Genomic DNA, 19481 nt, shown 5'->3' with positions numbered 1-19481 from the left:
ACGCTGATCAATGACCCCGCAGGTCTTCGAAGAAGGCCTGCCGCCCATCCACCTGGCTCGACGCACGCGGCGCTGCCGCCGCCTCTGCGTTGGCCGCCTCCACATGCCAATAGCAGTGCCTGACCGCGCGGGTCACCGCCACGTAGGCCAGGCGCTGCACCTCTTCTTTCTGTGCGGTATCGAACGGCTGGGCATCACCGGGCCTGCCCAGCCCGGCCTGGCGATACACCTGGTTCTTGTAGGGTGAACTGGTCAGGTACTGGCAGTCGCCCAGCATGAACACCGCATCGGCCTGCAAGCCCTTGGCACTGTGGTAGGTCAACTGGCGCAGCCGGCGCTGCTCGGTCGGCAACGCCGCCTCGGCGTGCAGCACGCCTTGCAGGTGCTCGTTCATCAGCGCCCTGTCGCTGCCCTTGCGGTACAGCATCATCACTGTCTCGCCACGCTGGTAGTGCTCGAGCAGCGTTTCACCCAGGGCAGCTTCGTCTCGGTCGAACACCTTGACCGGCGAACCTGGCAGCTCGGCCGCCGGGCCGCTGGCCCGAGCTTTCTTTCCGGCAATCGCCGGGGTGCCCTTGACCAAGTGTTCGGCCGCGTCGATAACCTGCTGCTGGCAACGGTAGTTGTCGACCAGCATCACACGGGTGTTGGCCGGCGACGGGAAGGCCTTGGTGAACTCCATGAAGTATTTGGGCGAACTGCCACGCCAGCCGTAGATCGACTGCCAGTCATCGCCCACGCACAGCAGTGACGAGTGCTGGGCATGGCGCCCGGTGTGCATCGCCGGCCCGCGACGACGGATCTCGGCGAGGCTGGCACGCAGCCAGCTGACAATCTGCGGTGACACATCCTGGAACTCGTCGATCATCAGGTGCGCCAGCGGCCGCAGCAACGGGTCGGGCAGCAGCTGCAGGTTTTCCGGGTTGTTCTCGCCGAACAAGGCGAACATGCGGTTGTAGCTCATCACTGGCGGCGACTGGTCCAGCAGGTGCGCCTCGAGGGCCTTCCAGTACAGAGCCAGGGCCTCGAAGAACAGTGCATCGCTGTCGCCGGACGGGAAACTCATCGCCGCCACGGCAGTATTCACCTCCAGGCCGAGGTTCTCGATGAAATTCGCCGCACCGACAAAGGCATCGAGCAGCGGCGCCGGGGCCAGCTCGCCCTTGACCTTGTATTCGAAACCGGGGCCGGCCACGGCATCACCGGCCAGCGAAGCCGCCAGGCGCCGGGCCATGGCGTAGTTGTCGAGCCAGATCAGCGGCTGGTCGCAGAAGGCCTGCAACAGGGTGCGCTTGACCGCCCACTCGGCGCGCACTGTCAGCTTGGCACCGGGGCGCTGATACTGCGCGCTTTCCGCCGGGTCGAAGCCGAGCACTAGCAAAGGCCCCTGGCCGGCCAGGCGGCCATGTACATGGAAGCGGCTGCCACGGATCTGGATGGTCTCGCGGCAGGGTTCGATGCCCTTGATCGGCCAGGCGCCGGCGGCGAACCACAGGTCCTCGATCACGTCACACAGTTCTTCGTCGCGCTGGGCAGCCAGTTGTGTTACCTGAGCGCGCTTCTGCACTTCGGGATTGTTCGGGTCCAGCGGCTTCAGCTGCAGGGCTTCGCTGCGCAACAGGCCGACCAGCTCGGCAAAACGCGGGCTCTCGCCCAGCAGGGTGCTGTAGCACTGGTTCAGCTGCTGGCGCTGAGCATCGTTCAGGCGCAGGTCGAACGGGTTGCTCTCGGCCTCGGCCTCACGCCCGGCCGGCATCTCGTTGCCCAGCGTTTCGAAGGCGCGCACCTGGCCAAAGCCCGGCAGGCTGCGCACCAGCGGCAGGATGCGCGAGTGGAACGTGCGCACCAGCTCGCGGGCCTGCAGCGGTTGCAGGTTGATCTGCCACAGGGCGAACACTTGCAGCAGGCGCTTGATGAAGTCCTTGCGCGACTCGCGGGTGAAGGTGACCACGGTCATCGCATCCAGCTCATAGCCCAGGTAGTGGCGCAACAGCAGGATGCGCAGCACCAGCGAGGTGGACTTGCCCGCCCCGGCCCCCGCCACCACGCAGGTGGATGGCGTGTCGCTGAAAATCAGCTTCCATTGCGCAGCACTGGGTTGCGCCTCGGCGGGCAGGCGCTGGGCGACATCGGCCTTGAAGCGCTTTTTCAGCTCGGCAGTCAGCGGCAGGCGCCAGTCATCGAACAGGTTGTCATCCCGGCCCGGCACTGCGGCGGTGTCGGGCCGGGTATCGCGGATCACCAAAACCTGGCGCCCGGCCTCGTAACCTTCCACCCGCCCGCGTTCGTACCCTTCACGCACGCCATCGGCATGGCCACTGCGCTGGCCGCTGACATGGCCGAGGAACCAGGAGTCGCGGTGCTGGGCCTGCAAGCGGGTCAGGCCACGCCCCAGCAGGCGGGCCGCCAGGCGGCGAAACCAAGGCAGCTGGGCAGGAGGGGCAAGGTCGGCGGGGGCCTGGGGTTGCTCGTGGGCCACGGTCACTCCGTTGAAAAACAAAAACAGCGGGCATGTTCGCCGCATCGACAAAAAATCGCCAGCGAATGCATGCAAATCAGTGGATTAGGCGATGAAACGGATAAAACACGCCATCGCAACAAATCTATTTTACTGATTATTTTAAGCCGATATTTACGCTTATTTTCGATGCTTCTTTGACGCATCATGGCCTCATTCCACTGATTCAAGGAGCACGACCATGCTGCAACTGCGACCGTTCGAAAGCCTCGGCCACGCCAACCACGGCTGGCTCGATGCCCACCATCATTTCTCGTTTGCCGAGTACTACGACCCGGCGCGCATGCACTGGGGCAACCTGCGGGTGTGGAACGACGACCTGATCGCCGCCGGCAGCGGCTTCCCGCCGCACCCGCACCGCGACATGGAAATCATCACCTATGTGCGTGAAGGCGCGATCAGCCACCAGGACAGCCTGGGAAACAAAGGCCGTACCGAAGCCGGTGACGTGCAGGTGATGAGCGCCGGCACTGGCATCGTGCATAGCGAGTACAACCTGGAAGACGTCGACACGCGTATTTTCCAGATCTGGATCGTGCCGGAGCGCACCGGCGAAGCACCGCAATGGGGTACCCGGCCGTTCCCCAAAGGTGAGCGTGGCGAAGGCTTCGTAACCCTGGCCAGCGGCCGTGCGGGCGATGAGGACAGCCTGCAGATCCGCACCGATGCGCGGTTGGTGGCTGCCACCCTGCGGGCCGGTGAAACTGCCGAGTACCGCTTCGATACCGCTCGCCGGGGTTACCTGGTGCCAGCCAAGGGGCTGGTGGAGGTCAACGGGCTGCGTGCCAAGGCGCGCGATGGCGTGGCGATCGAGCAGGAGGAGGTGCTGCGGGTTACCGCCATCGAGGACAGCGAGATCGTACTGGTGGATGTGGCCTGATGGATCGGGCCAGTTCAGGCTGCCTTGTATTGCCTGTGCTGGCCTCATCGCCGGCAAGCCAGCTAACACAGGAACCATGCAGGCCTGAAAATTGATGTAAGGCCTGTATGGTCCCTGTGGGGGCTGGCTTGCCGTGGCACGAACCGCGGCGATGGGCTGCACAGCAGCCCCTTTTCAGAAGGGCAAGGTCAGCTTCAACCAGTAGGCATCACCCTGTGCGCGGTTGCGCACTCCGGTTTCCTTCGACCATTTCGCCGTCACGAACCAGCCATCCTTGCCGCTGTACTTGATTGACGGGCCAACGGCAAAGCTGCGCCCTTTGTTGTCGTCGATGCGCTCGCCATCCTGATTGTCGTCTGTCGTCTGCCGGTAGTAATACCCCCCTACCCCCAGCACCCAACCATTCCCAAGCCCCCAACCCACGGCATAGTCCACATGAAATTCCTGGCCCGAGCGGTAATCGGTGGCCGGGTTGCGGCGATTGAAGTCGTACATCACCTTGGCATCCAGATTGAGCCCGGCCGGGTCGACATAGCTCATCGCATACACCGGCTCGAACACCCAGTAGTTACGCCCGGGATTGGCCAGGTCATTCTTGTCGTAGCGGCCGGTGGGGGCAATCATGTCGAAAGCCAGGATGCTGTGGAACTTGTCGCTGTGGTGAAAGCCCAGCGCCGGGCCGAAGATCACGTCGCCCAGGCCGCTGTTGCGCTGCGACTGACCATTGAGCGACACCTTGACGTCCACCAGCGGCACGATCGCATGCAGCGCCAGGCTGGCGCCCAGCACCGTGTAGTCACTCACCCAGATCAGCCGCGGCACGATGGCGTTGGCGCGCACGCGAAAGTCCACCGGCAGCTTGCGCCCGTCGTTGCCACGCAGGTTGTCGGCTTCGTAATGGTTGACGAACAGCTGGCCATAGAAGCCCGGCGGCGGCATGGCGCCGGACATGTAGTTTTCGGCACCCAGCGGGTACGAGGTGCCGCCCCCTTCGGTGGCATGGGACAGGTTGGCAGCGCCAAACAACGAGGCGCACACGGCAAGGCGAAGCAGGTTCGCTAGGGTCGGGTTCATCGGGTCAACCTTTGTTGTTGTTATCGGTCGGGTGCACGCAGGCCCCCCGCAGGTCAGGGAGCCGGGCAGCACAGGGTTCAGATGCGCTTGAACAGGGCCGAACGCTGGCCGTCGGCGGCACCGTCTTCGGCGCTGTAGAAGCGCTCCATGAAGATGTCGCGCTCGAACAGGCGCCCCTGCATCAGGCAAGTGATGGCCGCATCGATCATCGGTGGCGGGCCGCAAAGGTAGGCCTTGTGGCCGTTGAAACGGCCCTCGAAATGCTGCCTGGCCGCGTCGTGCACGTAGCCGCGCACACCTTGCCACTGCACGTCCTCGGCGGCCTGGCTGAGGGCCGGCACGTAGCTGAAATTGGCATGCCGGGTAGCCAGCGCCTCGAACAGCTCGCGGTTGTACAGCTCGGCACGGGTGCGGGCGCCCTGGAACAGGGTGATGCGCCGGGTGTCGCCACGCGCCAGCAGGTCGAGGATCATCGACTGCGGGCTGGACAGCCCCGAACCACCAGCGATGAAAATCAGGTCCCCCGGCTGCGAGCTGCGCACGAAGAACTGCCCGTAAGGGCCGGACAGCTCCAGTGCGTCGCCCACCTTGAGCTGCCGGTGGATGTGCCCGGTAGCCACGCCGCCTTCCACCAGGCGCACATGCAGCTCCAACTCGTCGGCCTGCTGCGGCGGGTTGGCCAGGGAGAACGCCCGGGTGCCTTCAATGCCCGGCAGTAGCAGGTTCACGTACTGCCCGGCCTGGAAGGCCATCGGCCGGTCGAGCTTGAGGTGAACACCGCGGATGGTCGGCGACAATTCCACAAGCCGGGTGACCACGGCGCGGTAGTCCTGCACCGGCAGGCCGGCGAAGTCCGGGTCGACATCGATGTCGGCTTCGATCACCAGGTCGCTCTGCGGGATGGCACAACAGGCCAGCACCTTGCCCTCGTCGCGCTCCATGTCCATCAGCGCAAATGACGAGGCCCCCCCCAGGTCGACTTCGCCTTCGAGCACCTGACACTTGCAGGTGGCACAGGTGCCGTGGCCGCAGGCAAACGGCAGCCACACGCCTTGGCGCAGGGCGGCCTCGAGGATAGTCTGGCCCTCCTCCACTTCAATCTGTTCGCCGGTTGGTTCGATGGTGACTTGGTAGCTCATGGCAGCATTCCTCAGTTATGGCTGCCGCCCAGGCCTTCGAGGCCAGGGGTATGCAGGTGCAGCAGGCTTTTGTGGGCGATACCGTTGGCGGCCAGGCCACAGGCCAGGTCAGGGCTGAACGGCTGCTCGTCCAGGCGCCAGCGCGCCACGGTAAAGTCGACCCGGACGGCATCCGGGTGCAGGGCAATGGCCGGCTTGACTACCTGCTCGATGAAGGCGGCGAAGGGTTGCGCCGGGTCCACCGGCAGGGTGAAGGGTGCGCAGAACAGCAAGTGGTTCTCCCAGCACAGGTACACCAGCTGGGCGCCGTGGAAGTTGGCCTGGCGGTCCAGGGGTTGGGCAGTGTAGGTGCCGATGGCGGTCACGGGCATGGCAATGTTCCTCTTGTTCTTGTCGGAACCAGGGCGCAGCAACGGCGCCCTGGCGCTTCAGTGGCTCAGCCGGCCTGGCGCTCGGTGCCCTGCACGGCCTGCCAGCGCTGCTGTTCGGGTGAGCCCTGATACTCGAAGTTGTCCTGCCCGGGGGCGATGTTGTAGTAGTCGCGCACCACTGCCTCGACATCGCCGCCACCGCAGTTGCCCTGCAGGATCTGGTGCACCGGCAGCCAGGCCTGCACGTACTTTTCCGGTTCGAAGGCGAAGATGTCGCAGCAGCCATCGGAGCAGAAGTGGTAACGCTCGCCTTCATGCACCAGGCTGCGGTGGCTTAGCTGCGTGGGCGCATCCGGCTCGGTAAAGGCCAGCGGAATCTGGCACACCTGGCACAGCATCGGCAGCGTCGGGTTGTAGAAGCGCTCGCCGCGCGCTTGCAGTTCGCGCCAGTGCTCGTAGCGTGGCCGGTAGTAGCGGTCGAAGGTGTCCGGGTACTTGGCCGACAGCCAGTCCAGTTCCTCGTCGGTGGGGATCCAGGTGTGAAAGTTGGTGGCCTGGCTGTACTGGTAGAAGATCGACCAGGCCTGGTGGCTGATGTGTTCCTTGCCGATGGTGGTCTGCTCTACATACTTCGGCGGGCGAATGCCGTAGCGTTCCAGGTCCTTGAACAGCGCGCCGCCGGCCTGCTCGAAGTACACCTCCCAGGCTTCGGCCCAGGACATCACCTTGTTCGGCAGCATGTAGTCCATCATCATCCCGACCAGGGTCAGCAACCGATAGCCACGCCAGAACCACTTGTCGATCCAGCGCTGCACGATGGGCACGTTGTCCTCGTGCTGTTCCAGCAGGAACTTGATCACCTCCAGGCCCAGGGTCATGTGCCTGGCCTCGTCGGACTGCGCCGAGAAGCCAAAGGTGACCGTGGCCATGTCGCCATTGAACGCCGCGCCCGACATGAACGGCACGAACAGCAGGTTGGTCAGCACGTACTCGAACGAGAACGAAATGGCAGTGAGGAACTCGAACGGCCCAGCCGTGCGCGCATCCTCGAAGAACGACTTGGGCACCGACAGGAACCACACCCGGTCGTGCATGTGGGCAAAGTCATGCAGGCCGTTGAAGTGCTTGTTGTAGTGGCTCATGGCGTGCACCTGGGTTTGCACGTGGCGCAGTTCGTCGATGGCCTGCATCTGGCAGGCCACCCGCGCACCGGCGCCGCCAAAGTGCCGGCCCACCCGGGCAAAGCCTTGGTAGGCCTGGTACTCCAGGGGCGTGACACCGCTCAGGAACAACTTCAGGGCATTGACGTAACGGGCGTCGGAGATGTTCTGGTGGCCGTTGTTCTGGGCAAAGGCATCGAAGATGGCGTACAGCTTCTTCTCTTTTTCGGCCTGGTATTTCCAGTAGGCGTCCATGGTCAGGCGGAACGGGTCTTCCCACTTGTCCCAGTCGGTGATCTTGATACCTTCGAACCGCTCGTAGGGGTAGATGGCGTCCTTGCTCTGGTAGCTCGGCTCCCAGCCCAGGTCTCGGGTCAGGCAGCGGTACTTGTCTTTCTGGTTGAGGCGCTTGGCGGCCATGGTGGTCTCCGGGTTCTTGTCGTGTGCGGATCAGTTCCAGTGCAAGGCGAAGCAGTCTTCGTCTTCCTCGACGTTGCCACCCAGGGTGATCACGTCGATCAGCATTTCCTGCACGTCCCATTCACGGCCGATTTTTTCTTCCACCGTGGCACGGTGGATTTCCAGGCGCCCTTCGGCCTGTACGCGGATCATCGCCGGCTGGTGCTGCACCTGGGCGTGGGGGTTGTCCTGGGTGATGGCCTCGACGATGTAGCGGGCGCTGTCGTTGTCCTGGAAGGCGATGTAGACGAGGGAAGTCATGCGGCGTCTCCACTGAGGCCGAGCTTTTTCAGGCGTGCGCCAAAGGCGCTGTCGCAGGCATCCAGCGCGTCGCGGCCGGGGCCGGTCTCGGCCAGCGGCAGCAGCGCTTGCACGGCTCGTCCGCGCCATTGGCTGACCCAACCTTCGATCAGCTGGCGGTTGTGCGGGCTCTCGGCGACCGCGGTCTTGACCAGCGCATCTACCCAGCGCTGGCTCTCGGCGAACCACAGGCGCATGAATTCGGTGAGCATGCCCAGCTGCCCTGCCCCGGCGGCCACCAGCTGCGCATCGAAGTATTCGAACAGCAACGGGTACACCAGGCCGTCGCTGACCAGGTTCTGCGCCAGGCTCAGCTCGAACCAGTCGCGTATCACCAGACTGTCCTCGACATAGCGCCGCACCCCTTGCCAGGCCGGATCGTCCAGCCAGCGCTGCTTGGCCTCGGCCAGCAGTGCCAGGCCATCGTCCTCCAGCAGCAGGCCGATGCGCGACAGGTACTGGGCGATGGCCAGGCGGTCCATGGCCTGGAACATGTGCATCTGGGTGACGCTGGTGCCGAAGGCGTCGGCGGCGATGCCGCTGTTGTTCATGTTGGCGCCCAGTTCGGCGTGGCGCAGCGGCAGCAGCAGGCGTGCGACCAGGGCACGGGTTGCCGCCGGCAGGCTGGCCAGCAGCTCGCGCTTTTCACAGAAGGCAAAGCTGTGCTCGGCGTTTTCCTGCATGCGCGCCCGGGCCTGCACGTACGTGCCGTAGTAGTACTGGCGCGGGTCGCTGACGGCGTACCAGTCGGCCATCTGCAGTGCGGTGCGGCTGGGGTCGTTGAGCAGCTTGTCGGGCTGCCACAGCGGGCGGTAGTGGAAATTGGTGGCCGCTTCGATGTCGAAACTGGCTTCCTGGTAGCGGCTGGCCGGCTTGTCGCCGAAACGGCGGCGGGTATGGCTGAAGGTCTGGCGGATCGGCTCGACCGTGGCCGTCTTGATCTCGATACTCATGCAAGGCGTCCTGTACTTGTTGTTGTGGGGATGCAACGTGCCGACAAACGGCGCTTCATTCGTCCTCGTCGCGGCTTTCGCCATAGCGCCACTTCTGCATGTCGGCATCGACGGCGGCGACCATCGCAGCGTCCATGTGGCGGACCCGGTTGCTGGCGCAGAAGCTGGCGAAGGCAGTACGCGGCAGGACCAGTTCGACGAACAGGTCCGGGTAACCGATGGCAAAGTCGAACTCGACAAAGGTGGAGTCCGGCTCGCTGCGTACGCGGACGTAACGCGGCATCTGCTCGAAGGGTGTGGTGGCTGGGGTCATGCGCAGGTGCTCCGGTTGGACGTGCCAAGGACTAGAGCAACGGCTGTGCCAGGCGCTTGAAAAACCTCAAAGCCAAGACATAACCAATTGTTTTTTAAAATTTTTTAATCATGGATAGGTTGACCACCGCCTGTGCGGCCGACGCGCCACAGCCGGCCCGATTGATCATTTGCTCAATCGGGCCAGGGCGCTTCGAGCAAATGGCGAACAAGACCGGCGATTGACTTCTGCGCCGCTTTCAGGCGGTTTAGTAAAAGAGCGACCCGAGCCTTGCCTGCAGCGCCGCGGTCGTCCCGGCGCGCCCAGTACCCGCCTTGCCTGAGCGGGGCGCACGCCACCTCCCCATACAACTACAAGCAAGGGGCGCAAGCGAATGATTACCCAGTACAGGGCGCCGGAGCCTGCACCGGCGCTGAAGGACCTTACCGAACGGGTGCGGTTCCTCGGCACCGAAGGCAAGATCTGGCTGGACGAGCAGCGAATGTTGCTGGTACAGGCCGCGACCATGGCCAGCATGCGCCGCGAGCTGATCGAAATGCTCGGTGTGGAGCGGGCCAAGGGCTTCTTCCTGCGCCTGGGCTACCAGTCGGGCTTGAAGGACGCCGAACTGGCGCGCAAGCTGCGCCCCAACGGCAACCCGGTGGAGATGTTCTTCATCGGCCCCCAGCTGCACTCGCTCAAGGGCATGGTCAAGGTGCGCCCGCTACAGCTGGAAATCGACATGGACAGCGGCCACTTCTACGCCGACATCGAGTGGCAGGACTCCTTCGAGGTGGAAAACTGCCAGTCCGAAGGCCTGCATTCCGAGCAGCCGGTGTGCTGGATGCTGCTGGGTTACGCGATCAGCTACAGCTCGTTCTTCCTCGGTCGCCAGGTGCTTTACAAGGAAGTCAGCTGCCGCGGCTGCGGTGGCAGCGAATGCCGCATCATCGGCAAGCCGGTGGAACAGTGGGAAGATGCCGAGACTTTCCTGCGCTACTTCCAGAGCGACCCGGTGATCGACGAGCTGCAATCGCTGCAGGTGCAGGTGGCCAACCTGCGCCAGCGTCTGCAGTACGAGTCGGGACAGTTCTACGGTATCGGCCAGTCGGCGGTGTACCGGCGCTGCTGCGCACTGACCGACAAGGTGGCCCCGGGCAAGGCCTCGGTGCTGCTGCTGGGCGAAACCGGGGTCGGCAAGGAGGTGATCGCCCGCAGCCTGCACCTGCGCAGCGAGCGCGCCGGCGCGGCGTTCGTGGCGCTGAACTGCGCGACCATCCCGCCCGACCTGATCGAGGCCGAGCTGTTCGGCGTCGAGAAAGGTGCCTACACCGGCGCCCAGCAGGCGCGCATGGGCCGCTTCGAGCGGGCCAACGGCGGCACCCTGTTCCTCGATGAAATCGTCGAGCTCACGCCGCGCGCGCAGGCCAGCCTGTTGCGCGTACTGCAGGAGGGCGAGTTGGAACGGGTGGGTGACAGCCGCACGCGGCCGGTGGATGTACGGGTGATCGCCGCCACCCACGAAAACCTCGAACAGGCGGTCAAGGACGGGCGTTTTCGCGCCGACCTGTTCTACCGCCTGAACGTGTTCCCGGTGCATGTCCCGGCGCTGCGCGAGCGCCGCGAAGACATCCCGCTGCTGATCGAGCACTTCCTCGGCCGCCTGCACCAGAGCTACGGCAAGAAAACCCGTGGCCTCAGCGACCGGGCCTTGGAGGTGTGCCTGCAGTACGACTGGCCGGGCAACATCCGCGAGCTGGAAAACCTCATGGAACGCGGCGTGATCATCACCGACGAAAACCAGAGCATCGGCCTGGATGCACTGTTCCCGCATGCGCCACCGGCCGCCGACAGCATCGGCCTGGCCAGCGATGGTCGGCTGGTGGCGGCCAGTGACCAGGCCGCGCCCGGCTGGGTGGCACAGATTCTCGACAGCGGCACCAGCCTGGATGCCGTCGAGGAAGCGCTGATGCAGGAAGCCATGCAGCGCTGCCGGCAGAACGTCTCGGAAGCCGCGCGCCTGCTCGGCATGACCCGCCCGGCCCTGGCCTATCGGCTGAAGAAAGCCCCAGGCGAAAGCGTGACCGACAAGCCTTGAGCATTTGCGCAATGGTGCTGGTGCGAATTGATCATATGATCGAGCGCGCGCCGGCACCCGGTAAGTGAAAAATAAAAATTCTTTTTATATCAAACAGTTATGAATATGGCATCGCATTTGCTTCGAGCCTTGCACCGCAAAACAACAACGACCGGTGAGGCAACCATGACAGTAGCGATTTCCCATTCCCCCGAAGTACAAGCCTTCTTCGCGAAAGCGGCAGGCGTTGGCAACGACCAGGGCAACCCACGCCTGAAGCAGATCGTGCTGCGCATACTGCAGGACAGCGCGAAGCTGATCGAGGACCTGGCGATCAGCGACGACGAATTCTGGACCGCTGTCGACTACCTCAACCGCTTGGGCAGCCGCAACGAAGCCGGACTGCTGATGGCCGGCCTTGGCCTGGAGCACTTCCTCGACCTGCTCAGCGATGCCCGCGACAGCCAGGCTGGGCATACCGGCGGCACCCCGCGCACCATCGAAGGTCCGCTGTACGTGGCCGGTGCGCCGCTGTGCGAAGGCGAGGCGCGGCTGGACGACGGCCGTGACCCAGGCCAGCCGATGCTGCTTGAAGGCCAGGTGCTGGACCTGGCCGGCCAGCCGCTGGCCGGGGCTATCGTCGACGTGTGGCACGCCAATACCCAAGGCCTTTATTCCTACTTCGATTCCGGCCAGTCGGCCTACAACCTGCGCCGCCGCATTGTCACCGACGCCCAAGGCCGCTACCGCGCCTACAGCATCGTCCCGAGCGGCTACGGCTGCCCGGCCGATGGCCCGACCCAGGCCTGCCTGGACCAGTTGGGCCGGCATGGCCAGCGCCCTGCGCATATCCACTTCTTCATCAGTGCACCGGGGTACCGGCACCTGACCACACAGATCAACCTGGCGGGTGACGCGTACCTGTGGGATGACTTTGCCCATGCTACCCGCGACGGGTTGGTGGGCGAGGTGGAACGGCTCGAGGGCGGCGTGGCGCGGGTGGTGTTCGACTTCTGCCTGCAGCCGGCAGCGCATGCGGATGACGAGCAACGCAGCCAGCGGCCGCGGGCCATGCAAACAGCTTGAGATTGCCGGGGCTGCCATGCAGCCCTTTCGCGACAAAGGCCGCTCCCGCAGAACTGCACACGACTCATTGAATTGGCAGGGACTCTGTGGGAGCGGCTTCAGCCGCGAACACCGGCGCAGCCGGTGCCATGCTCCGCGTTGGATTCTTCGCGGCTAAAGCTACCCCGCATGATGACGACATGCACTAGCCTCGTGCGGCCAGTTCAGCGAACACCTCGGCCGAGGTGGTGACCTGGCGGAAGTGATGCTTCCAAAGGTCGATGCCCAGCTTGCCCGACCTGTCCAGCGAAGATCCTACTGTCATGTCCGTGACCAGGGTGGGCATCAGCCCCGCGTCGAACAGGGCAAAACCCGCGGCCAGCACGCAGGTTTCGGTCTGCAGCCCACATACCAGCACTCTCTCCACGCCCAGTTGCCGAATGTACTCGATGGCCTCTGCACTCTGCCCGTAGCCATGCTTGACGAACACCTGGTCGGCCTCGACCAGGCTGTCGTCCTCGGCCGCCGGGTGCCAGCCAAGCTGGCGCTCGAACGGCGTGACCTGTTCGTCGTGCAACTCGACCGAGGCGATAGTGGGGATGTTCGCCGACAAACGGCGCAGCCCATCGACCAGCCACTCGGGCGGGCTGAAGGTGGACTGGACATCGACGATGAGCAAAACCTGGCGCATGGGCGGATTCCGGTGCTGGCAAAAGGCGCGGAGTATAGCGTGATGCAAGTGCCGTGGTCGCCCAGCGGGCCCGGACACGATACGCCTGGCCAACCCACGCCTCACGCAGCAGCCATCTTCCCCACCTCCGCGCACGCCGGATGACCGGCAGCCGCCAAACTGACACATATATTTTCATTAATATTGATTTGTGAAATTAAACGTGTCATTTTTCTTCCTGCCGAACCGAGCCCCACAATGGGCCCAGGCTGGTACCGCCCTATCCACCGGAGTCAAGAATATGAACAAGACCGGACTTCTAGGCGCATTGGCACTCTGTGCCTGCAGCGCACTTTCCCAGGCTGACGAAGGCAGCCTGCGCATCGGGATCGAAGTGGCGTATCCGCCCTTCTCCTACCGCACCCCCGAAGGCGAACTCGCCGGCTTTGACTACGACATCGGCAACGCCCTGTGCGCGCAGATGCAAGTCAAATGTCAGTGGGTGATCCAGGAGTTCGACGGGATGATCCCGTCGTTGAAGGTGCGCAAGATTGATGCCGTGCTGTCGTCAATGTCGATTACTGAAGACCGGCTCAAGTCCGTCGACTTTACCGACAAGTACTACCACACCCCGGGCAAGTTCGCGATGAAGTCCGGCAGCCAGATCAGCGACCCGATGCAGGACCTCAAGGGCAAGAAACTCGGCGTGCAGCGCGCCTCCACCTATGACCGCTTCGCTACCGAGCAGCTGGAGAGTGCAGGTGTCGAGGTCGTGCGCTACGCCTCGCAGAACGAAGCTTTCCTCGACCTGGCCGCGGGGCGGCTGGATGCCACCCTCGCCGACATCGTCAATACCGAAGAGAGCTTCATCAAGACGCCCGCCGGCCAAGGTTTTGCGCTTGTCGGTCCGGATATAAACGACCCCCGCTACTTCGGTCGGGGTGCGGGAATTGCCGTGCGCAAGGGGGACAGCGCCAACCTGGCGCGCTTCAACGCCGCCATTGCGGCCATTCGCGCCAACGGGACCTACCAGCAAGTGCAGAGCAAGTACTTCCCGTTCGATATCTACGGCCAATGACCCCGGCTGACGAGGACTTTCATCATGCTTCACGGCTACGGATCGAGCATTCTCGATGGCGCGTGTTTAAGCATCAGCCTGGCCCTGATGGCGATGGCCCTGGCCATCAGCCTCGGCCTGGTCGGCGCCGCCTGCCGGCTGTCACCACTGCGATGGTTGGCAGCCCTGGGCGAGATCTACACCACGGCAGTGCGCGGTATTCCTGACCTGGTCCTGATTCTGCTGGTGTTCTATGGCGGACAGGACCTGATCAACCGTCTTGCGCTGGCACTGGGCTACGAGCAGTACATCGACATCAACCCGTTCATCGCCGGAGTCTGCACCATGGGTTTCATTTTCGGTGCCTATCTTTCGGAGACCTTTCGCGGGGCGTTTCTCGCCATTCCCAAGGGCCAGGCCGAAGCGGGGGCCGCTTTTGGCATGGGCAGCCTCCAGGTGTTCTGGCGGATCAGCGTGCCGCAGCTGGTGCGCCTGGCCCTGCCGGGTTTCACCAACAACTGGCTGGTATTGATCAAGTCGACTGCGCTGATTTCCGTGATCGGCCTGCAGGACATGATGTTCAAGGCCAAGAACGCAGCCGATGCCACCCATGAACCGTTCACGTTCTTCCTCACCGTGGCTGGGCTCTACCTGCTGCTGACCAGCCTGTCGCTGGTCCTGCTGCGCAGCGTGGAAAAGCGTTATTCGTTCGGCTTCAAAGCCGCCGACCTATGAAGGGAAGGTTTGCATGATGCTTGACTACCCACTTATCTGGCAGAACCTGCCGCTGTACCTGAACGGCATTGCGCTGACCCTGAAGGTGCTGCTGATTTCCCTGGCCTGCGGCCTGGCACTGGCTATCCCACTGGCACTGATGCGCGTTTCGCACTCCTGCCTGCTGCGCTACCCGGCCTGGCTCTACACCTATGTCATTCGTGGCACACCGATGCTGGTGCAGTTGTTTCTGGTGTATTACGGCCTGGCTCAGTTCGAACTGGTGCGTCAGGGCCCGCTCTGGCCGTACCTGTCCAGCGCAACCTTCTGCACCTGCCTGGCGTTCGCCCTCAACACCAGCGCCTACAGCGCCGAGTTGCTGGCCGGCAGCCTGCGGGCCACGCCGCACGGCGAAGTTGAAGCCGCACGTGCCATGGGCATGTCGCGCCTGGCCTTGTACCGGCGCATCCTGCTGCCGTCGGCCCTGCGTCGATCGCTGCCGCAGTACAGCAACGAAGTGCTGATGATGCTACAGACAACCAGCCTGGCTTCGATCGTCACCCTGGTCGATATCACAGGCGCGGCAAAAACCTTCAACGCTCGTTACTACCTTCCGTTCGAGGCATTCATTACTGCGGGGCTGATCTACCTGGCCCTGACGTTCCTGCTGGTTCGCCTCTTCAAGCTGGCCGAGCGCCGCTGGCTGACGTACCTGGCCCCACGCAAGCACTGAGGAGCATCCATGCAGCAAATCGACCATATCCTGCCCTGGAGTGCCTGCGGTACCCAGCGCACTCTGCGCCTCTTCCGCTTCGGCAACGGCCCGCGCAAAGCGTATATTCAGGCCTCTCTGCACGCTGACGAACTGCCCGGCATGCGCGTGGCGGTGGCATTGAAGGCCCGTCTGACCGAGCTGGAAGCCCAGGGCCGACTCACGGGCGTGATAGAACTGGTGCCGCTGGCCAACCCGATCGGTATCGGCCAGATGTTACAGGCCACCCATCAAGGCCGTTTCGAGTTCAGCAGCGGCAAGAACTTCAACCGCGATTTTCCGGCACTGACCGAAGCGCTTATCAGGCGCCTGGAGGGCCATCTAGGCAAGGATGGCGAGGCCAACGTGGCCATCATTCGCCGCACCATGCTCGACATCCTCCACGACCTGCCTGCTGCGCCATCGGAGCTCGAAGGCCTTCGTCGCCTGCTTCTGCAGCATGCGTGCGACGCCGATGTGGTGCTGGACCTGCACTGTGATTTCGAATCGGTGATGCTGCTGTATGCACTGCCGCAAAACTGGCCCCGCTTGCGCTCGCTGGCGGCACGCCTGGCTGCTGAAGCTGCATTGCTGGCCGAGGATGCTGGCGGCAATGCGTTCGACGAAGCCTGTGCGCTGCCATGGGTGAAGCTGGCCGAGCATTTTACGCAGGCAAACATCCCGTTGGCCTGTATCGCCACCACCATCGAGCTGCGCGGCATGGCCGATACCGAGCGAGAACGTTGCCAAGCCGACGCAGAGCACATTCTTGCCTACCTGGCCGACCAGGGCTTGGTCAGCGGCCCATGGCCGGAGGCACCGACCCATTGCTGCCAGGCCACGCCGTTTGCCGGCGCCCAGTACGCCTATGCCGAACACCCCGGCGTAGTCAGCTATCTGCAACCTCTGGGTGCCCAGGTTAGAACCGGGGACCCACTCTTCGAAGTCATCGACCCGCTCAGTGACCGCCACAGCGTAGTCAGGGCCACAACCGACGGCATTCTCTATGCCCGCGAACGCCTTCGCTTCGCCCAACCGGGCCTCTGGCTGGCGAAAGTCGCTGGCAGCCTGCCCATTCGCCACGGTCGCTTGCTCAGCGACTGATACCAACGAGTACCCATCGATGAACAAACTGGAAATTCAGGACCTGCACAAAAGCTACGGCAACCACCAGGTACTCAAGGGCGTTTCGCTGCAGGCCAAGGCAGGCGACGTGATCAGCATCATCGGCTCCAGCGGCTCGGGCAAAAGCACCTTCCTGCGCTGTATCAATCTGCTCGAGCAACCCAATGCCGGGCAGATCATGGTCAATGGCGAACGCCTGAAGTTGCGCACCTGCCCACGCGTCGGGCTGCGGGCAGCTGACCCGAGCCAACTGCAGCGCCTGCGCTCGCGGCTGAGCATGGTCTTTCAGCATTTCAATCTCTGGTCACACATGAGCGCCCTGGACAACGTCATGGAAGCCCCGGTGCATGTGCTGGGCATGAGCCGCAAGGACGCCCGTGACAAAGCCGAGTACTACCTGCACAAGGTCGGCGTCAGCCATCGCAGTGACACCTACCCGGCACACATGTCCGGTGGCGAACAGCAGCGCGTGGCGATCGCCCGGGCCCTGGCCATGGAGCCGGAGGTGATGCTGTTCGATGAACCGACCTCGGCGCTCGACCCGGAACTGGTCGGCGAGGTGCTGAAGGTCATGCAGGAGCTGGCCCAGGAGGGCCGGACCATGGTGGTGGTCACCCATGAAATGGGCTTCGCTCGCGAGGTCTCCAACCAGGTCATGTTCCTGCATCAGGGGCTGGCCCTGGAGCGTGGCGATCCGCGCGAGGTACTCGTTCGTCCGCAGTCCGAACGCTTGCAGCAATTCCTTGCTGGCAGCCTCAAGTAAGCCTCGACAAGCGCCCCCGGCTGCTGCCGGGGAAGCCTTGGGATACACTACGGCACTCATTCAGGGAGTGTTGAGCCGCATGCCGAGCAATTCGAAAAACACCACCGTGTACGCCTCGCCAGTCATGCGCAAGTTGTCGGAGAGCCTGACCGACCTGCCGCCTTCGCTGCGCAAGGTTGCCGATTACATCCTGCGTCACCCGCTGAAGGCAGCGACCCTGACGATCGAAGACATGGCCCAAGCCACGGGCACTTCGCCAGCGGCCGTCAATCGCCTGGCCAAGGCCCTGCAACTGGGCGGCTACAGCGGCATGAAAGCCGAGCTGGTGACGACCTTGCAGCAAATGGTCTCGCCCGTGGACAAACTGCGCAATGAGCTGGCCCAGCGGCCCGGTGGCGACTTTGGGCTGCATGAGCAGATCCAGAGCGCCAGCAGCAACCTGGCCACTGCCGCCAGCAACAACCAGGCCGATGCGTTCGAAGCCTTCGTCAGCAACCTGATCGCGGCACGCAAAGTCTACGTGCTGGGTTTCGGCAACAGTGTCTACATGGCCGGCCTCGCGGCCTCGACGCTGGTACCGTTCTGTAAGGACACATGTGCCATCAGCATGGAGGGTGGCAACGAGAATGCCGCCTACCGTCTGGCTGCCATCACCGAGCAGGACGTGCTGCTGGCGATTACCCTGCCCCGCTACTCCCAGGACACCCTCCAGCTGTCGCGCTTTGCCCGCGAGCGCAATGCCACGGTGCTGGCGATTACCGATTCGCCCGCTTCCCCCCTTACAGCCATCGCTCACCATGTGTTGTTCGCGCCCGCCGATCATCCGGTGCTTACCAGCTCCAACATTGCCGTGCTGGCACTGATAGAAGGGCTGGTAGCCGGCGCCATGGCGCGCAACAAGGAAGCGGTGAAGCTGGCGACAGAATTGACAGAAAGCGTGATGTCCTATCTGCATGTGCCCAGCGGCAAGGCTTCAAGAAAGTAGTCACTGCATGATCGGAGGCCGGCTGGGCAATTGCAGTGCTTGCCAACTTCCTGACACGGCCTTACTGCCACGCCGCCCGGCTGTCGCCCTGGCGGAAGAACGCCCTCAGGTGCTCGACGAAGCACGACACCTTGGCCGACAGGTTGAGGCGCTCCAGGTACACCGCATAAATGTCCGCAGGCGGCGTCTGGTAATCGCCCAACACTTCCACCAGGCGCCCGCTGCGCAGGTGGTCGGCCAGGTTCCACTCGGCCCGTAGCAGGATACCCTGCCCGTCCAGCGCCCAGTTCAGGGCGACCTCGCCATCGTTGGTGCTGAGGCTGCCATGCACCTTCACCGACTCGCTCTGCTTGCCGCGGCTGAGCCGCCAGATACCGAACGCGGCGTCGTTCTGGCGCAATACGATGCAGTTGTGGCTGGCCAGGTCCTTCGGCGCCTCAGGGGTACCGTGGGCCTCCAGGTAACCGGGCGACGCGCACAATCGCCGGCGGTTGGCCGCGATCTTGCGGGCGATCAGCCGCGAGTCGGGCAACTCGCCAAAGCGGATGCCCACGTCGATGGCGTCGTTCGGCAGGGCGATGGGGCGGTCGGTCAGGTGCAACTGCACCTCCACCTCGGGGTAGCGCTTGGCAAACGATGACACCGCCGGCCCCACGTGAGTTCGGCCAAAGCCCAGCGGCGCATTGACCCGCAGCAAGCCCTTGGGCTCGGCGCGGCTGCTGGACACCTGCCGCTCCATTTCCTCGATCTCGCCCAGTATGCGCTTGGCATTCACCAGGTAAGTCTCGCCCTCGGCGGTAAGGCTGATGCTGCGTGTGGTGCGGTTTAGCAGGCGCACGCCCAGGCGCTGTTCCAGCTGCGCCAGGCGCTTGGAGACAGCTGGCGGGGTCAGGTTCAGTTCGCGAGCAGTGCCCGCCAGGCTTCCCACCCTGATCAGTTGGGTGAAGAACGCCAGCTCCGATACCGGATTCATAATTAACCTGAGGGAAATAATGAGTTGAATTTCATTGTATTACAGCATTTTTGAAAAACCATTACCTTTTGCCCTGCGTGATTAACCACAACAAAGCTGGGCTCTTCGGCCGCCAAGGCCAGGTGTGACCTGCACCCTCACGAGCAGCCCGGCCG

At 63.6% G+C, this 19481-nt stretch carries 19 protein-coding genes; 9 read left to right on the top strand and 10 right to left on the bottom strand.

Translation table 11 applies throughout. The features are described from left to right. Positions 1-7 precede the first annotated feature (7 nt). The gene (locus tag CAF92_RS15955; protein WP_085601344.1) at positions 8-2524 is read right to left on the bottom strand and encodes a UvrD-helicase domain-containing protein; all 2517 of its coding nucleotides are present in this window, start codon (positions 2522-2524) and stop codon (positions 8-10) included. Positions 2525-2699: 175 nt separating this feature from the next. Here CAF92_RS15955 and CAF92_RS15950 point away from each other — a divergent pair, with 175 nt between their 5' ends. Next, positions 2700-3398, top strand: coding sequence for a pirin family protein (locus CAF92_RS15950; protein WP_013972071.1), 699 nt, complete (start codon positions 2700-2702; stop codon positions 3396-3398). Positions 3399-3572: 174 nt separating this feature from the next. On the opposite strand, the gene CAF92_RS15945 is transcribed toward CAF92_RS15950, so the two are convergent. The 7 genes from CAF92_RS15945 to CAF92_RS15915 form a co-directional block, all read right to left on the bottom strand. Further along, positions 3573-4472: a transporter gene (locus tag CAF92_RS15945; RefSeq protein WP_085601343.1), complete on the bottom strand. Its 900-nt coding sequence runs from the start codon at positions 4470-4472 to the stop codon at positions 3573-3575. A 77-nt stretch (positions 4473-4549) separates the two neighbouring features. Beyond that, positions 4550-5611 carry an NADH:ubiquinone reductase (Na(+)-transporting) subunit F gene (locus CAF92_RS15940; RefSeq protein ID WP_085601342.1) on the bottom strand — a complete coding sequence of 354 codons (1062 nt, stop codon included), beginning with the start codon at positions 5609-5611 and terminating at the stop codon, positions 4550-4552. Between the two features lie 11 nt (positions 5612-5622). Then, positions 5623-5982, bottom strand: a complete 360-nt coding sequence (locus tag CAF92_RS15935) for a phenol hydroxylase subunit P4 (protein WP_085601341.1) — start codon at positions 5980-5982, stop codon at positions 5623-5625. Positions 5983-6047: 65 nt separating this feature from the next. Continuing rightward, positions 6048-7562 carry an aromatic/alkene/methane monooxygenase hydroxylase/oxygenase subunit alpha gene (locus CAF92_RS15930; RefSeq protein WP_063913723.1) on the bottom strand — a complete coding sequence of 505 codons (1515 nt, stop codon included), beginning with the start codon at positions 7560-7562 and terminating at the stop codon, positions 6048-6050. A 30-nt stretch (positions 7563-7592) separates the two neighbouring features. Further along, on the bottom strand, positions 7593-7862 hold the full coding sequence (locus tag CAF92_RS15925) for an MmoB/DmpM family protein (protein WP_019097310.1): 270 nt from the start codon (positions 7860-7862) through the stop codon (positions 7593-7595). Then, complete coding sequence (locus tag CAF92_RS15920; protein ID WP_085601340.1) at positions 7859-8854, bottom strand: aromatic/alkene monooxygenase hydroxylase subunit beta; 996 nt, start codon at positions 8852-8854, stop codon at positions 7859-7861. Before CAF92_RS15920 ends, CAF92_RS15925 begins: the two co-directional genes overlap by 4 nt. 55 nt (positions 8855-8909) lie before the next feature. Beyond that, positions 8910-9167, bottom strand: a complete 258-nt coding sequence (locus tag CAF92_RS15915; protein ID WP_085601339.1) for a phenol hydroxylase subunit — start codon at positions 9165-9167, stop codon at positions 8910-8912. Between the two features lie 373 nt (positions 9168-9540). Between CAF92_RS15915 and CAF92_RS15910 the strand changes: the two genes are divergently transcribed. Together CAF92_RS15910 and catA are read left to right on the top strand one after the other, a co-directional pair. Continuing rightward, positions 9541-11244: a sigma-54-dependent Fis family transcriptional regulator gene (locus CAF92_RS15910; protein WP_085601338.1), complete on the top strand. Its 1704-nt coding sequence runs from the start codon at positions 9541-9543 to the stop codon at positions 11242-11244. 165 nt (positions 11245-11409) lie between these two features. Next, positions 11410-12309 (top strand): catechol 1,2-dioxygenase, encoded by a 900-nt coding sequence (gene catA / locus CAF92_RS15905; RefSeq protein ID WP_085601337.1) that lies wholly within the window; start codon positions 11410-11412, stop codon positions 12307-12309. Between the two features lie 184 nt (positions 12310-12493). On the opposite strand, the gene CAF92_RS15900 is transcribed toward catA, so the two are convergent. Next, complete coding sequence (locus CAF92_RS15900; RefSeq protein WP_085601336.1) at positions 12494-12979, bottom strand: isochorismatase family protein; 486 nt, start codon at positions 12977-12979, stop codon at positions 12494-12496. 280 nt (positions 12980-13259) lie between these two features. Here CAF92_RS15900 and CAF92_RS15895 point away from each other — a divergent pair, with 280 nt between their 5' ends. The 6 genes from CAF92_RS15895 to CAF92_RS15870 all read left to right on the top strand — a co-directional run bounded on the left by CAF92_RS15895 (position 13260) and on the right by CAF92_RS15870 (position 18353). Continuing rightward, positions 13260-14036, top strand: coding sequence for an ABC transporter substrate-binding protein (locus CAF92_RS15895; RefSeq protein ID WP_046613990.1), 777 nt, complete (start codon positions 13260-13262; stop codon positions 14034-14036). Between the two features lie 24 nt (positions 14037-14060). Beyond that, positions 14061-14750 carry an ABC transporter permease gene (locus tag CAF92_RS15890; RefSeq protein ID WP_085601335.1) on the top strand — a complete coding sequence of 230 codons (690 nt, stop codon included), beginning with the start codon at positions 14061-14063 and terminating at the stop codon, positions 14748-14750. Positions 14751-14763: 13 nt separating this feature from the next. Further along, the gene (locus CAF92_RS15885) at positions 14764-15462 is read left to right on the top strand and encodes an ABC transporter permease (protein WP_085601334.1); all 699 of its coding nucleotides are present in this window, start codon (positions 14764-14766) and stop codon (positions 15460-15462) included. 9 nt (positions 15463-15471) lie between these two features. Beyond that, positions 15472-16584, top strand: coding sequence for a succinylglutamate desuccinylase/aspartoacylase family protein (locus tag CAF92_RS15880; RefSeq protein WP_085601333.1), 1113 nt, complete (start codon positions 15472-15474; stop codon positions 16582-16584). Between the two features lie 19 nt (positions 16585-16603). Next, positions 16604-17368, top strand: a complete 765-nt coding sequence (locus tag CAF92_RS15875; protein ID WP_085601332.1) for an ABC transporter ATP-binding protein — start codon at positions 16604-16606, stop codon at positions 17366-17368. Positions 17369-17447: 79 nt separating this feature from the next. Beyond that, a complete protein-coding gene (locus CAF92_RS15870) occupies positions 17448-18353 on the top strand; it encodes a MurR/RpiR family transcriptional regulator (protein WP_046613995.1) in 906 nt (301 codons plus the stop codon). Between the two features lie 61 nt (positions 18354-18414). On the opposite strand, the gene CAF92_RS15865 is transcribed toward CAF92_RS15870, so the two are convergent. After that, on the bottom strand, positions 18415-19326 hold the full coding sequence (locus tag CAF92_RS15865; RefSeq protein WP_046613996.1) for a LysR substrate-binding domain-containing protein: 912 nt from the start codon (positions 19324-19326) through the stop codon (positions 18415-18417). Positions 19327-19481: the final 155 nt, after the last annotated feature.

Origin of the sequence: Pseudomonas sp. B10(2017) (assembly GCF_002113295.1) — a bacterium.
Classification (GTDB): Bacteria; Pseudomonadota; Gammaproteobacteria; order Pseudomonadales; family Pseudomonadaceae; genus Aquipseudomonas; species Aquipseudomonas pudica.
Note: the sequence above shows the minus strand (reverse complement) of the source record. Positions and strands in the feature narration are given on the sequence as shown.